Origin of the sequence: Blautia faecis, from assembly GCF_027662325.1 — a bacterium.
GTDB classification, from domain to species: domain Bacteria; phylum Bacillota; class Clostridia; order Lachnospirales; family Lachnospiraceae; genus Blautia_A; species Blautia_A faecis.
The window spans coordinates 38,413-53,403 of record NZ_JAQDKY010000021.1 but is presented as its reverse complement, the minus strand read 5'-3'; the positions used below and the strand labels follow the sequence as shown (position 1 = coordinate 53,403).

The window sequence follows — 14,991 nt, the reverse complement described above, 5'->3', positions numbered from 1 at the left end:
GCAGAAGCGATAGTTTATTCAGGATGAAGTACATGGCTGCTCAAGGCTGGAATTTATGGAGATAAGTGATGAAAATAGTAGCAGGATTAGGCTCAATAGATGAATATATAAAGTTCGCGGAGGCTGGTGCAGATGAATTTTTCTGTGGTTATGTTCCTTATTCCTGGTCCCAAAAATACGGAACGGTACTGCCCTTAAACCGCAGGGAAGTACTTTGTTATAACGTACAGCTTGGTGCATTCAGTGAGCTGGAAATCCTGTCTGGGATGATGAAAAAGTACGAAAAACCAGTCCATCTTACCTTCAATTCCCTGTATTATATCCCGGAACAATATCCAGAAATTGCCGGGATTATAAGCCAGTGTATAAAAATCGGTTTTCACAGTTATATTATTGCAGACCCGGCGTTGATGGTATATTTACGTGAAAATGGCATAAACTGCGAAATCCATCTCAGTGGAGAATGTGGAGAAATTAACAGCCAGATGGTGGCTTCATTAGCAAAAATGAGATTGAAACGTGTGATTTTTCACAGGAAAAATACATTCGAAGATATGAAAGCGGTTGTTGATAAATGTGGAAAAAAGGATGGAACAGAAGGAGTTCCGGAATTTGAGGCCTTTGTATTGAATGAAATGTGCCAGTTTACAGGTGCATTTTGTAATTCTTTGCATTGCGATGAGATGGGGTATCTTTGTAAAGTGCCCTATCAGATCGGAACCTTAAAAACAGGGAATGCCGGTTCTGAAATCTTCAATCAGGAAATAAACGGAGGGCATTTGCTGCCAGACGGCTTTGTTCCTGATGATTTTCACAGTTTACATGATTTTTCCTATGATTCTGCAGGTTATCTTTGCGGTGAAACTGGCTGTGGTCTATGTGCACTTTATCAGTTAAAGCAAGCCGGAATTACGCACTTGAAGCTGGTTGGCCGTGGAAATTATACGGATTACATGGAAAAAGATATTCGAAATCTTCGAATGGCGTTGAATATATTGAAAGAATCCGCTGACGAAATGGAGTTTCGGCGAAAATTGAAATTGCAGATTTTCCCCAGAGGGTGCAGCAGGAATTGCTATTACCGGTAATCAGGCAGCACAGGATCTGGATCCTGCGCTGCCTTGAGAAATTTATCTGGTTGTTTTTTATCCGATGGGCTCGAAATCTGCAGCTCCATGTTTGCACAGCGGGCAGATGAAGTCATCCGGGAGCTCGTCACCTTCGTAGATGTAGCCGCATACTTTGCAGACGAAGCCTTTTTTGCCATCGGTTTCTGGCTTCGGTTTTACATTTTTCTGATAGTAGGTGTAAGTCATGGTGTCAAGATCGTTCATGACGCGGGCTTCGGTGACGCTGCAGATGAACATTCCATGGGTACCAAGGTCTACATATTGTTCAACCTTCAGAGACATAAATGCATTAATATATTTGTCCAGGAATACCAGTCCATTATCGGAACGGTAGACCTTCTGACCTGCAAATTTATCTACGCTGCGTCCGGTCTGGAAACCAAACTGCTGGAATACAGAGAACGGTGCATCTACAGACAGGCAGTTTACGTTGAGAACTCCGGTCTGTTTGATCACATGGTGGGAGTAATTTGCCTTATTGATATTTACCGCAATACGGTTTGGAGTATCAGTGAGCTGGGTCACAGTGTTGACGATCAGTCCGTTGTCTTTTTTGCCGTCATTGGAGGTAACTACATAAAGACCGTATCCGATTCTGAAAAGGGCTGTCATGTCATTTTTGTTTGCCAGCTCATCATTCTGGGCAATGTATTCTTTGCAAAGTTCGCTTGCCATAGCTTCCAGCTGATCCTTGTTTTCCTGGTTTACTGCAGAAAGCACTTTTACAGTAGTGTCCAGCCAGTTGATCTTCTTGCAGCCAGAAAGCATTTCTTTCATAATTTTTGCTGCCAGAGGTGCCCAGGAACCATTTTCGATGATGCCCACGGTGCGGTTCTGGAAGTTGTGCTCGGTCAGACGGGTGATATAGTCGTGCATGAACGGATAAATGCTTGCATTATAGGTTGTGGTAGCAAGAACCAGCTTACTGTAGCGGAATGCGTCGGACAGAGCCTGTGACATGTCATCTCTTGCAAGATCATATACAACAACTTTGGGACATCCCTTGCTGCGAAGTTTGTCAGCCAGCAGCTCTACAGCCACTTTTGTATGACCGTATACAGATGTGTAGGCGATGACAATTCCTTCTGTCTCTGGTGTGTAAGAGGACCATGTATCGTAAAGACCAATGTAATGTCCAAGGTTTTCTGTAAGAACAGGTCCGTGAAGAGGGCAAATGATCTGGATATCCAGGCCTGCGGCAACTTTCAGTAATTTCTGAACCTGTGGTCCGTATTTTCCAACGATGCCAATAAAGTATCTGCGAGCTTCATCGTCCCAATCTTCTTCTACATCCAGTGCGCCGAATTTTCCGAAGCCATCTGCAGAGAAAAGTACTTTATCGGTGCTGTCATAGGTTACCATAACTTCCGGCCAGTGCACCATGGGAGCGAAAACAAAGGTCAGGTTGTGGTTTCCAAGGTTGAGGGTGCCGCCATTTGTAACCTCCATCTTCTGTCCTTCCAGGTCGAGACCGAAGAAGTTCTGGATCATAGTGAAGGTTTTCGCGTTGGCTACGATGGTGGTTTCCGGATAAACCTTCAGGAAGTTTGCCACATTTGCTGCGTGGTCCGGCTCCATGTGCTGTACAATCAGGTAGTCCGGTTTGCGGCCTTCCAGAATGCGGTCCAGATTATCCAGCCATTCGTGAGTGAAATTTGCATCTACAGTATCCATGACTGCGATTTTTTCATCCAGGATCACATAGGAATTATATGCCATACCGTTCGGTACTTTGTACTGACCTTCGAAAAGGTCTATCTGATGGTCGTTTACGCCTGCGTAGCGGATGGTGTCTGTAATTTTCATAGAGGTTCGTCTCCTTTTTATGAGATATTGTTATTGATGTAATTGTTTGTGATTTTTGAGGGAACTATGTATTTTTTACTGCTTTGTTATTTCTTTAACATGGCTTTAGTATAACCAAATTTTGAAATAAAGTCTGTTGCAAATACAACAAAATGGTGTAAGATATAAGAAATTATTTTTTGAACATGTTCTGGATAAATTGATAGAAAGGGATTGTAGAAATGACACCAGTGACACTTTTTTCATACATAACTCCTGAAGAACAGGAACGTATGCGCATCTGTTTCGATATGCATGAAGCAGTCTATCGGAATAATGAGACTGTGATGGAATATTCCAGTTCCATGAAAAAAATAGGTTTGATCCTGGAAGGTCAGGCAGTTCTTTATTGCATTGATGAAGATGGAAATCAATATATGATAGATAACCTGAAAAAGGATAGTGTTTTCGGCGAACCATTCCTTTTACCTGAAGAATCCCAGCACTATTACGTCTGTGCAAAATCCGAAACAAGAGTGCTGTTTATCGCCTATGAACATGTTATTAAACGCTGCGAAAATGCCTGTAAATTCCACAGCCAGCTGGTAAGCAACCTGCTTCAGATGATTGCCCTGCGCGCCAGCCAGCAGGCCAGTCGGATTTATGTGCTGTCAAGAAACAGCATCCGAAAGAAGATCATGACCTATTTAAATTCCATTGCCGCAGAAAAACAGACGAAAACTGTTATTTTGCCCATGTCCTACACCACTCTTGCCGAATACCTTAGTGTAGACCGCAGTGCTATGATGCGGGAGCTGAAGAACCTGGCAGATGAGGGGATTATAGAACGGGATGGGAAGAAATTGCGGATTTTGGATTGAAAATAGAGTGGGATATATAATTTTTACCAGTAAACGGTAACATTCTGATGGAAAATGTAGTTGACGAGAAGAAGTTTGTACAACATAATAATAGAAGTATAGATGCTGTCATCTGAAAAGGTTTGTGGGTGGCGGCATGAGGGAGAACAAACAAATTGGAGGTTTTTACATGAAAGTACTAAATTACGGTTCATTAAACGTAGACTACGTGTATTCCGTAGATCACATCATTGTAGGCGGTGAAACCCAGCATTCTTCCAAGTTGGAAGTTTTCAGCGGGGGAAAAGGACTGAACCAGTCTATTGCACTGGCGAAGGCTGGGGTGCCGGTTTATCATGCGGGAATCGTGGGAACAGATGGAGATATTCTGTTGGATGCTTGTAAGGAAGCTGGTGTAAACACCAAATATATCCGCAGACTTCCGGTAAAGGGTGGTCATACCATGATCCAGGTGGACAAAAATGCCCAGAACTGCATCATTTTATACGGTGGAACCAACCAGATGCAGACAAAGGAATTTGTAGATGAGGTTCTTGCTGATTTTGGAGAGGGAGACTATCTGATCCTGCAGAATGAGATTAATATGCTGGACTACATTATTGACCAGGCTTATGAGAAAAAGATGAAGATTGTTATGAATCCGTCACCTTTTGATGACAAGCTGAGCACCTGTGATCTCAGTAAGGTTTATCTGTTTCTCGTAAACGAAATTGAAGGTGAACAGATCACTGGCTGCAAGGATAAAGATCAGATCCTGGATGCCATGGCTGCGAAATTTCCTAATGCACGTTTCGTGCTTACACTTGGAAGTGACGGCGCTGTTTATTACGATGGAAAAGAAAAAGTTTTCCAGGATATTTTCAAGGTAAAAGCTGTGGATACCACAGCAGCTGGTGATACATTTACAGGATATTTCATTGCAGCAGTCATCGAGGGCAGATCCATCCAGGAGGCGCTGAGAATGGCTGCAAAGGCCTCCTCCATTGCTGTTTCAAGACCAGGCGCTACACCGTCCATTCCGAGAGCGGATGAAGTGAAGAAAGATCTGGGAATGTTGTAGATTTCAAATTACATAAGCGTGTATCTGTGTGTGGCAGTCACCAAAGTCCATGTTTGCATGAGACCTTGGTGACTGCCTTATTTTTGCAGAGAACAGGTCTTATTCACCAGAGCTGTTGCCTGGCTCTGGATAGTCTTGGCAACCGTCTCCATAACGCGCAAAATTTATATTATGTTTTACATACTACTTATAAATGTTTATATAAACGTTTACATAAATGCACTAATGGATGGTTGGGAATACATAGATTTTATAGTAAAAACTTACTAAAATCACAACAAAAACCTTGTGCATTCATACAAAATAACACATAAAACTAAAAAGATTATTGAAATATTTATGCAAACGTTTATAATCAAATTATCAACAGTTCGGAGAGAAAACCGAACAAAAACAGATCTTAATTATATTTCAAGGAGGACGTATTTATGAAAGCAAGAAAAGCAATGGCATTGGCTATGACAGCAGCGATGGTTGGAGGTTTAATGACAGTTCCGGTAATGGCTGAAGAGAATGCAGAATTACTTCCAGGCGGCGGAAGCAAGATCATTTACTGTATCACACCTTCCACATCTAACCCATTCTTCAACACAGAGCAGGTAATTGCGAAAGAAAAAGCTGAAGAACTTGGATACGAAGTAAAATGTGCTTCCCACGATGACGACGCTGCTACACAGCTTGAGCTTTTCGAAGCAGCTATCAACGATGGCGCAGCAGCAATCATTTGCGATAACGCTGGTGCAGATGCTTCCATCGAAGCAGTTCAGAAAGCATATGACGCTGGAATCCCGACTTTCCTTATCGACCGTGAAATCAACCAGTCCGGACTTGCAGTAGCACAGATCGTTGCAGATAACGCACAGGGTGCAGCAGCAATCGCAGAAGTATGGGTTGAGGCTATGAACTACGAAGGCAAATACGCAGAGCTCCTTGGACTTGAATCCGATACAAACTGCCAGGTTCGTTCTGATAACTACCATTCTGTAATTGATGAGTATGAGGATCTTGAGATGGTAGCTCAGCAGTCCGCTAACTGGGATCAGACAGAAGCTTATGAAAAGACAGAAGCAATCCTTCAGTCCAATCCAGAGATCACCGGTATTATCTGCGGTAATGACACAATGGCATGTGGTGCTGTTCAGGCTTGTCTGGATGCAGGCCGTAACGACATTAAGATCATCGGTCTTGACGGATCTGACGAAGCAAACGCTTACATCAAATCTGGTGACATGGTTGGTACCGCTCTTCAGCAGATCGCTCTGATCACTGAGATGGCAGTTGAGCAGGCAGACGCTTACCTTAACGGTACAGCTCCGGAAGAAGAGAAACAGCTTGTTCCTTGTGTAGCAATCACAGCTGACAACACAGATTGCCTGAACGCATTTGTTTACACAGAACCAGAAGCTAAATAATCTGGCTGCCAGGAAACAGATTTTTATAAAAAATGAACGAGTGTTTGAAAAATTATTCGCACAATCTGCATGCCCCGCTTTGTGGTATATTTTGCAGAAAGTCTTTTTAAACACGCTTTGGAAGGCGGTGCGCCAGCGCCGCCTTTTATAATAGAAAGCAGGGAGAGATGATTATGAAAAGCAGAAGAATTTTGGCAGTTCTGGCCGCATGTACAGCAGTAACCTTTACCGGCTGTGGTGTTGTAACTGTAGTACCCATTGGCGAAGAAGCTTCTTATACAGGAAAACAGGAATTTGATTCCGCAGCAGAGTCCCAGGGTGACTGGGGAGCCGTTGTAGCGGACATTTCCGACAAGGCACAGGATCTTTCTGAATTATTAAATGGTGATGGCATTACAGAAACAATTGCAGTAAAAGGCACAGGAAAAATCAAAGAATACAATACAGACACCCCGAAACATTATCTGATAGTAGAACTGGATGGATATACCGGAACTACAGAGGTTCAGGTCCGGACAGATGGACCGAACTCCAGTACCGCCATCCGTGACCTTCAGTCTCTGAAGAATTTTGAAAGCTTTACCAACCAGACGGAATGGTCAAGCTATGGAAAAGAACTGAACAAGCAGGCGCTTGCACAGGTAATTGACCCACTTGGAATCGACGAAAATGTAGTTGGCAAGACTGTTACATTTACAGGCGGCGCAGAAGCCGGTACAGATGCAGTATCTGTTACAGCAGTTGAGCTGACGATTGAATAAAAGGAGGAAGCATTATGTTTGATGATCCGAATGTTGTTCTCCATTGTGAAAAAATTGATAAAATTTATCCCGGAACCAAAGCTCTGGATCAGGTTTCCTTCGATCTTCTGAAAGGAAAGGTAAACGTTCTGATCGGTGAGAACGGTGCCGGAAAATCCACCCTGATGAAGATGATTGCCGGAATCGAGCAGCCTTCAGCAGGTAAGATGTACATGGACGGCCAGGAGGTTTACTTCAAGGATACCAATGCAGCCCGTGCAAAAGGTATCGGAATCATCCACCAGGAACTTTCTCTTTTCCCGAATATGACAGTTTACCAGAATATTTTTATGGGACATGAGAAAAAGAAAGGCTTTTTCCTGGATGACAAGGCCCATTCAGAGGGTGCGAAAAAAATCCTGCAGCGTCTGGAACATGAAATTCCACCGGAAACCATGGTCGGAGATCTTCGTGTAGGACAGCAGCAGATGGTGGAAATTGCACGAAACCTGAACCAGGATGACTTACGTGTCCTGATCATGGATGAGCCTACGTCTTCTCTTTCTGCCGCAGAGGTTAAGGTACTTTTCAAGATTATGAGAGAGCTTCTGGAAGCCGGAATTTCCATTGTATATATTTCCCATCGTCTGGAAGAAATCATGGAGATTGGCGATCACGTTACCATTCTTCGTGATGGAAAATACGTTGCAGATGCTGATGTAAAGGACATTGAGCTCAGCTGGATCGTAGAGAATATGGTTGGAAAGAACACCCAGTATCACCGGTTTGAGAGAAGCATTGACCTTTCCAAACAGCCGAAGGTGCTGGAAATTAAGGATATGTGCCTTCCGAAAAAAGGCGGCGGCTGGACTCTTGACCATATAAGCCTGGATCTGAAAAAAGGCGAGGTCCTTGGTGTTTACGGACTTCTGGGAGCTGGACGAAGCGAGCTGTTTGAGTGCCTGATGGGACTTCATCCGGAGCACACCGGTGATGTACTCTATGAGGGCAAAAAGCTAAATATCAAAGATGTTGCCGCCCAGATCAAAAACGGTTTTGCTCTTGTACCTGAGGATCGTCAGAGCCAGGGTCTGATCCAGACTCTTGACATCGGCAAGAATACCGCTATTTCTTCTATGAAAGATTATGTAAAAGGTCTGTTCCTTGACGAGAAAGCAGAGAATGCGGCAGTTGACGAGCAGATCAAGGATATCCATATTAAAGTGGCGGACAAGAGACTTCCAATCCTGTCACTGTCCGGTGGAAACCAGCAGAAGGTTGTAATCGGCAAAGGACTTTTGACCAAGCCGAAGATCTTACTTCTGGATGAGCCTTCCCGTGGTATTGATATCGGTGCGAAGACTGAGGTCTTTGAGATCATTCACGACCTTGCGGAAAAAGGACTTTCCATTATCGTTATCTCATCTGAGCTGAAAGAGATCATGGCAATCGCAGACAGGATCGTTGTATTGTCAAATGGCAAAAAGACCGGCGAGTTGACCGGAGATGAGATCACAGAAGACACACTTGTACGTACATCTTATGCCGGACTTGGAACCGGAAGAAATGCGTAAGCCGGGGAGGAGCAGAACAATGAATAACAAAAAATCAAATAATAATCAGTTGTTAATGACACTGTTAAAAGGACGTACCTTTATTGTACTGGTACTCCTGGTCATCTTTTTTACCATTGTAAAAGGAACCACATTCCTGTCAGCATCTACACTGACCATGGTTGCCAAGCACGTAGCCCTGTATGGAATCCTTGCACTTGGTATGACCTTCGTAATCATTACCGGCGGTATTGACCTTTCCGTTGGTTCTGTAGTCGGACTTGTTGGTATGCTTGCCGGTGGCATGATCCAGGAAGGTATTACACTGAAATTTGCAGGTGTAACCCTTTACTTCAGCGTTCCGGTAATCATTATTACCATGCTGGTTGTTGGATGCATCATCGGTGCAGTCAACGGCCTTATTGTAACAAAATTAGGTGTAGCACCATTTATCGCTACCCTTGGTACCATGTATATCTGCCGTGGTTTTGCAAACCTTCGTTCCAACGGTGCAACATTCTCCGACATCAAAGGTTATGACGGACTTGGCAACACAGGCTTCAAAATCCTTGGAAGCAATATTGCCGGCATTCCTACCGGTGTTTACATTTTCGCAGTGCTTGCAATTATTTCCGTTATCATCCTGAAGAAGCTTCCATTTGGATGGTATGTACTTGCAGTCGGCGGTAACGAGAAATCTGCCCGTCTTTCCGGTATCAAAGCAGACAAGATCAAAATTATCGTTTACATGATCTCCGGCTTCTGTGCAGCTTGGGTTGGTATGATCAACACCGCACAGCTTTCCGCAGCACATCCTGCATCTGGTGATGGCTGGGAAATGAACGCCATCGCAGCTACCGTACTTGGTGGTACTTCCATGAGCGGTGGTTCCGGAACCATTATCGGAACTGTAGTCGGTGCATTTGTTATCGGTGTTATCAATGATGGTATGACAATGTGTGGTGTATCCGAGTTCTGGCAGAAGGTTATCCGTGGTCTGGTTATCATCCTTGCAGTCGTAATCGACCAGACACAGAGAAATCTTCAGGCGAAGATGGCACTTCAGGCAAGAAACGAGAACAAATAATTAGGTAACCAACAAAATCTTTCTTAATGTTAAAATAATTTGAAAAGTTGAAAAAATCCGAAAAAGATTTATAGTAATAATCAGAGATGCAGGAGGAATAGCATGAAAAAATCAGGGATTTTAAATGCCCAGCTGATCCGTTGTATCGCAGAGCTGGGACATAAAGATCTGTTTATGATCGGTGATGCAGGAATGCCCATTCCAAAGGGCGTGGAGATTGTAGACCTGGTTGTATGCGGAGGGGTTCCCACCTTTAAACAGGTGATGGATGCAGTGCTGGCGGAGACAGAAGTGGAAGCCTACACCATTGCAAATGAGATTGAGGAAAAAAATCCGGAGCTTCTTGCATATATTCAGCAGAGCCTTCCTGAGGCAGAGGAGAGCAGAATTGACCATGTAGATCTGAAAAAGATGTCTGCACAGTGCAAATTTGCAATCCGTACAGGTGAGTTTACACCTTATCCGAACATAATTTTAAGAGCGGGAGTTGCATTCCCGGCATAAAATGATCAGAGAAGACGCTGCGAATAACAGGTGATAGCTTGTTTTTGCAGTGTCTTTTTTTCGCAGATGTATGGCATTATTTTACCGACAGAGGAGGAACTAAAATGAAAGTGAGTGTGAGAAAAATCAGTGAGATCACAGGATTTTCTCCGGCAACTGTTTCAAATGCACTAAACTACAAAAAAGGCGTGAATGCTGAGACATCTGCGAAGATTTTTAAAGTGGCGCAGGATCTTGGGTATTTTGAGGAAAATCATATCCGTAAAATAAAATTTGTCATGTTTAAGCGGGATGGTGCTGTGGTTGAGGATTCTCCCTTTTTTATCCAGCTGATTTCCGGGGTGGAACAGGAATGCCGCGCCTGTGGAATGGAAATGCAGATGTGCAATCTGGACAAAAGAGATCCTGGATATCAGGAACAGGCGAAGTGGATCATGAATGACAAGGCGTCGGCCGTGATCCTTCTGGGAACAGAGATGGTGGATGCGGACATTGACCTGATCCGCGGGATGACCTGCCCGTTTATTGTGATTGATTACTGGAAAGAGGATATGAGCTTTGATGCCATGCTGATCAATAATGCAGATTCTGCGCGTATGGCTACAGAGTATCTCATTGCCAATGGGCATAAAGAGATTGGTTATCTGCGGGGAGATTTCAGAATCAAACCTTTCCGGTCTCGTTTTGCAGGATATCAGACAGCACTGCAAAAGGCGGGACTTCCCCTGAGTAAGGACTATATTTTTACAATGGCAACTACCATCGACGGTGCTTACGAGAATATGAAACGGTTTTTGTCTGAGAAGGTGAAGCTGCCTACAGCTTTCTTCGCAGACAACGATATGATCGCGCTGGGGGCTATGAAGGCTATGGCAGAGTTTGGAATCCGGATTCCGGAGGACATATCTATTGTGGGATTTGACGACCTTACTTTTTCCTCAATTTCGTATCCGCCTCTGACCACACTCCGGGTGCCGAAGCAGGAGATGGGAAGAGCTGTTGTAAGGCGGTTGCGGGATATTCTGAAAGATAATGACGGGATTAAGATCAAGATGCAGATGTGTACGCAGTTTATTGAGAGGGAAAGCGTGAAGAAGATATAAGAGGTACACAGTTGGGCAACTGATATTCCACGCAGGTCGGTACCGCGCACCGGTGAACTAACGGCCAACTCTGGCTAAGACGTTCGGGAAAGCCCTCACGCCTAAGTCTATGCAGGTTGTGGATTTTACCTTCGCTAAGAGCGCACCTGAAATGACATGCTTAAGAATAGCAGTTGCCCAACTGCTGTGTATTGGCGGAAACTGGATGGAATCCAAGTTTTACTTTACATTAATTTTTAATTGCCTTCATAATTGCATCATACAGCTCGTCATAAGTTTCATAAGCCGGAATCTCCGGATATTCAGCCTTGATCGCATCCGTGCTCTTGAACAGGAATCCTGCTTTGCTTGCCTGGATCATGCCAAGGTCGTTGTGGCTGTCACCGCTGGCAATGGTGTCGTAGCCGATGGACTGCAGGGCTTTCACAGTGGTGTATTTGGATTTTTCGCAGCGCATTTTGAAATCAGTAATTTCGCCATTTTCGCCAACTACCAGTGTATTGCAGAAGATAGTCGGGTAGCCCAGTTTTTTCATAAGAGGACCTGCGAACTGGGAAAAAGTGTCACTGAGGATGATAACCTGAGTCTGTGCTCTTAATTTATCCAGAAATTCCCTGGCGCCTGGAATCGGGTCGATCCTGGCGATGGTCTCCTGGATTTCTTTCAGGCCAAGACCATGCTCTTTCAGAATGTTCAGACGGTATTTCATTAATTTATCATAATCAGGCTCGTCTCTTGTGGTTCGTTTCAGCTCCGGAATGCCGGTCTCTTCGGCAAAAGCGATCCAGATCTCCGGGACAAGCACACCTTCTAAGTCTAAGCAGACAATTTCCATAATCTCCTCCGTTCTGCAGCTGTAAAGATTGCTGCAATTGAATTTTATAATGTTTTTTCAAATCTCAATGTCAGATAAAGGGAAAGCGGTTAGGATGGTCGCTTTCACACACTATCTTATTATAGCGTAAAAAAGCCGGGAACGCTATACCTAAATTGACAATGTGAGAATGGAATGTTCCCTGTGGTTACTGTTCACTCCGTGACCAGTAACTCGCTTCGCGATGTACAGAAAAACGGACCTTCTTGTGACAAGCACAAGAAGTAGCGTTTGCTGCGCAAACTTAATTCTCGGGTTTTCTGTGAACTTTGTTCACAAAAAACACCTCGCGGAATGTTACCAGTGAACAGTAACTCCCTGTGAACTGCGACTGAAATGTATAATTGTCGGAAATTAGTGGAAAACAGAGAAAAAATGTCTGGTAGAAATTTGTCGCTTATATTGCCGTTTCGTGAAAAATGTGGTATATTATTAATATCTGTAGTAATATTAGACAAAATAAATAGAATAATAATGGCAGGAGTGGTTAAAATGTATAACGAAGAGTACAAGCGCTGGATGGCAGCGGATCTCGAGGATGCAGATCTGAAACCAGAATTATCTAAGATTGAAGGAAACGACGAAGAAATTAAAGATCGTTTTGCAGTAGCTCTGAAATTTGGTACAGCAGGACTCCGTGGAGTTCTTGGAGCAGGTACCAACCGTATGAATATCTATGTAGTGCGTCAGGCTACACAGGGTCTTGCTAACTGGGTGAAGACTCAGGGCGGCACTCAGACCGTTGCAATCAGCTACGACAGCCGTCTGAAGAGTGATATATTTGCGAAAACAGCAGCAGGAGTTCTGGCTGCCAATGACATTAAGGTCAGAATTTATGATGCATTAATGCCTGTACCGGCCCTTTCCTTTGCGACACGCTACTATGAGTGCAACGCGGGTATTATGGTTACCGCATCTCATAACCCTGCTAAATATAATGGATACAAGGCTTACGGCCCGGATGGCTGCCAGATGACAGATGATGCTGCGGCTATCGTTTATGATGAGATCCAGAAGACAGACATTCTGACTGGTGCGAAATACATGTCCTTTGCAGAGGGCGTTGAGGAAGGTCTGATCCGCTTTGTTGGTGACGACTGCAAACGTGCTCTTTACGATGCAATCGAGTCCCGCCAGGTTCGTCCAGGTCTTTGCAAGACAGCAGGACTGAAGCTGGTTTACAGCCCGCTGAATGGTTCCGGACTTGTGCCGGTAACCCAGATCCTGAAGGATATCGGAATCACAGATGTAACGATTGTTCCGGAACAGGAATACCCGAACGGCTATTTTACCACATGCAGCTACCCGAACCCGGAGATTTTCGCAGCGCTGGAGCAGGGACTGAAGCTTGCCAAGGAGACAGGAGCAGATCTTATGCTTGCTACTGACCCGGATGCAGACCGTGTTGGTATTGCCATGAAATGCCCGGACGGTTCCTATGAGCTGGTAAGTGGTAATGAAGTGGGAGTTCTTCTTCTTGACTATATTGCAGCTGGCCGTATCGAGAAAGGCACAATGCCGAAGAACCCGGTTGCAGTGAAATCTATCGTTTCCACACCTCTTGCAGACGCAGTTGCAGAGCACTACGGTGTAGAGCTTAGAAGCGTACTTACCGGATTTAAGTGGATCGGTGACCAGATTGCACAGCTCGAGGCTGCCGGTGAAGTGGACCGTTTCATCTTCGGATTTGAAGAGAGCTACGGATACCTTGCAGGACCGTATGTACGTGATAAGGATGCCATTATCGGATCCATGCTGATCTGTGAGATGGCTGCATACTACAGAAGCATTGGAAGCTCCCTGAAGCAGAGACTTGAGGAGATTTACGCACAGTATGGCCGCTACCTGAACAAGGTTGACAGCTTTGAATTCCCGGGACTCAGCGGAATGGACACTATGGCAGGAATCATGCAGAAATTCCGTGACAACCCGCCGGCAGACATTGCAGGCTACAAGGTAGTGAAGGTTACCGATTATAAGAAGCCTGAGGAGACCGGTCTTCCAGCAGCAAATGTTCTCATTTACAAACTGGAGAATAACGAGACAGTAGTTGTTCGTCCATCCGGAACAGAGCCGAAGATTAAGATTTATTACACTACACTGGGTAAAGATCTTGCAGAGGCAGAAGCTGAAAAAGAGAAGCTGGCTAAGGCATTGGAGCCGATGATGGCTTAAGCGAAGTATATAATCGTATAGTGAATAATCGCCCCTTGCGGAATGATTCCGCAGGGGGCTTTTTACGCTGTTTGTAAATTTTTTCTTTATTTGAAGTGAAAATCCCCATTAAGTTGTTGATTACAGTAAAGGGCAGACCATATTGTATAATGCTTGAAAAGAAAACGAGGTGACAATTTATGCTGACGCTGTTATTTATCATTTTAATGTTTGGTATATTTGGCAAAATGATCGGACTTGCCTTCCGCGCAACCTGGGGAATTACGAAAATCTTTTTTCGCCTGATATTCCTTCCCCTTGTCCTGATCGGATTAGTCCTGGGAGGTTTGATCTACATAGCACTTCCCCTTCTTGTGATAGTTGGGATTATCATGCTGGTATTGATGTAATATATTGATAGAATAAAAAATAGATGAAAATACAATCGAAAATATGTTCACTTTGCCAGATGACAAAAAGCGACAGATATGGTAGTATAGATACATCAACGAAAGAGAAATACGAAAAACACTTAAGAAATCTGAAATACGAAAGAAAGCAATAAAGCACAAAAGAATCTGAAAATACAAAAGAACTTAGAAGTACGAAAGTTCTGTGTTTCACCAAAGATTTGTAAATTACTAAAGATTCATAAGCCGCTAAAGATCAACCAAAATACCTAAGATCAATAAGAAAACGAAAGATTTC

At 44.0% G+C, this 14,991-nt stretch carries 13 protein-coding genes; 11 read left to right on the top strand and 2 right to left on the bottom strand.

Annotated elements, in window-relative coordinates; all coding sequences use genetic code 11:
• Positions 1–68 precede the first annotated feature (68 nt).
• Positions 69–1,088 carry a U32 family peptidase gene (locus PGQ38_RS11090; RefSeq protein ID WP_270431729.1) on the top strand — a complete coding sequence of 340 codons (1,020 nt, stop codon included), beginning with the start codon at positions 69–71 and terminating at the stop codon, positions 1,086–1,088.
• 57 nt (positions 1,089–1,145) lie between these two features.
• On the opposite strand, the gene PGQ38_RS11085 is transcribed toward PGQ38_RS11090, so the two are convergent.
• Positions 1,146–2,936: a flavin reductase gene (locus tag PGQ38_RS11085; RefSeq protein ID WP_270431726.1), complete on the bottom strand. Its 1,791-nt coding sequence runs from the start codon at positions 2,934–2,936 to the stop codon at positions 1,146–1,148.
• A 221-nt stretch (positions 2,937–3,157) separates the two neighbouring features.
• Between PGQ38_RS11085 and PGQ38_RS11080 the strand changes: the two genes are divergently transcribed.
• The 8 genes from PGQ38_RS11080 to PGQ38_RS11045 all read left to right on the top strand — a co-directional run bounded on the left by PGQ38_RS11080 (position 3,158) and on the right by PGQ38_RS11045 (position 11,255).
• Positions 3,158–3,796, top strand: coding sequence for a Crp/Fnr family transcriptional regulator (locus PGQ38_RS11080; RefSeq protein ID WP_195478099.1), 639 nt, complete (start codon positions 3,158–3,160; stop codon positions 3,794–3,796).
• Positions 3,797–3,965: 169 nt separating this feature from the next.
• Entirely contained in the window at positions 3,966–4,856 is an 891-nt protein-coding gene (locus PGQ38_RS11075; RefSeq protein WP_187565813.1) for a ribokinase, read from the top strand.
• Between the two features lie 428 nt (positions 4,857–5,284).
• Positions 5,285–6,268: a D-ribose ABC transporter substrate-binding protein gene (locus PGQ38_RS11070; protein ID WP_118582021.1), complete on the top strand. Its 984-nt coding sequence runs from the start codon at positions 5,285–5,287 to the stop codon at positions 6,266–6,268.
• Positions 6,269–6,441: 173 nt separating this feature from the next.
• Positions 6,442–7,029, top strand: coding sequence for a DUF2291 family protein (locus tag PGQ38_RS11065; RefSeq protein ID WP_173718359.1), 588 nt, complete (start codon positions 6,442–6,444; stop codon positions 7,027–7,029).
• A 14-nt stretch (positions 7,030–7,043) separates the two neighbouring features.
• Positions 7,044–8,582 carry a sugar ABC transporter ATP-binding protein gene (locus PGQ38_RS11060; protein WP_270431720.1) on the top strand — a complete coding sequence of 513 codons (1,539 nt, stop codon included), beginning with the start codon at positions 7,044–7,046 and terminating at the stop codon, positions 8,580–8,582.
• Between the two features lie 19 nt (positions 8,583–8,601).
• Positions 8,602–9,648, top strand: coding sequence for an ABC transporter permease (locus PGQ38_RS11055; protein WP_118582012.1), 1,047 nt, complete (start codon positions 8,602–8,604; stop codon positions 9,646–9,648).
• Between the two features lie 102 nt (positions 9,649–9,750).
• The gene (rbsD, locus tag PGQ38_RS11050) at positions 9,751–10,152 is read left to right on the top strand and encodes a D-ribose pyranase (protein ID WP_173716076.1); all 402 of its coding nucleotides are present in this window, start codon (positions 9,751–9,753) and stop codon (positions 10,150–10,152) included.
• Between the two features lie 104 nt (positions 10,153–10,256).
• Positions 10,257–11,255, top strand: coding sequence for a LacI family DNA-binding transcriptional regulator (locus tag PGQ38_RS11045; protein WP_270413655.1), 999 nt, complete (start codon positions 10,257–10,259; stop codon positions 11,253–11,255).
• Between the two features lie 229 nt (positions 11,256–11,484).
• Here the strand turns inward: PGQ38_RS11045 and thrH are convergent, their stop codons facing one another.
• Entirely contained in the window at positions 11,485–12,090 is a 606-nt protein-coding gene (gene thrH, locus PGQ38_RS11040) for a bifunctional phosphoserine phosphatase/homoserine phosphotransferase ThrH (protein WP_270431718.1), read from the bottom strand.
• Positions 12,091–12,621: 531 nt separating this feature from the next.
• Between thrH and PGQ38_RS11035 the strand changes: the two genes are divergently transcribed.
• Together PGQ38_RS11035 and PGQ38_RS11030 are read left to right on the top strand one after the other, a co-directional pair.
• On the top strand, positions 12,622–14,304 hold the full coding sequence (locus tag PGQ38_RS11035; RefSeq protein ID WP_118582000.1) for a phospho-sugar mutase: 1,683 nt from the start codon (positions 12,622–12,624) through the stop codon (positions 14,302–14,304).
• Positions 14,305–14,483: 179 nt separating this feature from the next.
• Positions 14,484–14,693 (top strand): hypothetical protein, encoded by a 210-nt coding sequence (locus PGQ38_RS11030; protein ID WP_118581997.1) that lies wholly within the window; start codon positions 14,484–14,486, stop codon positions 14,691–14,693.
• The last annotated feature ends 298 nt before the right edge of the window (positions 14,694–14,991 follow it).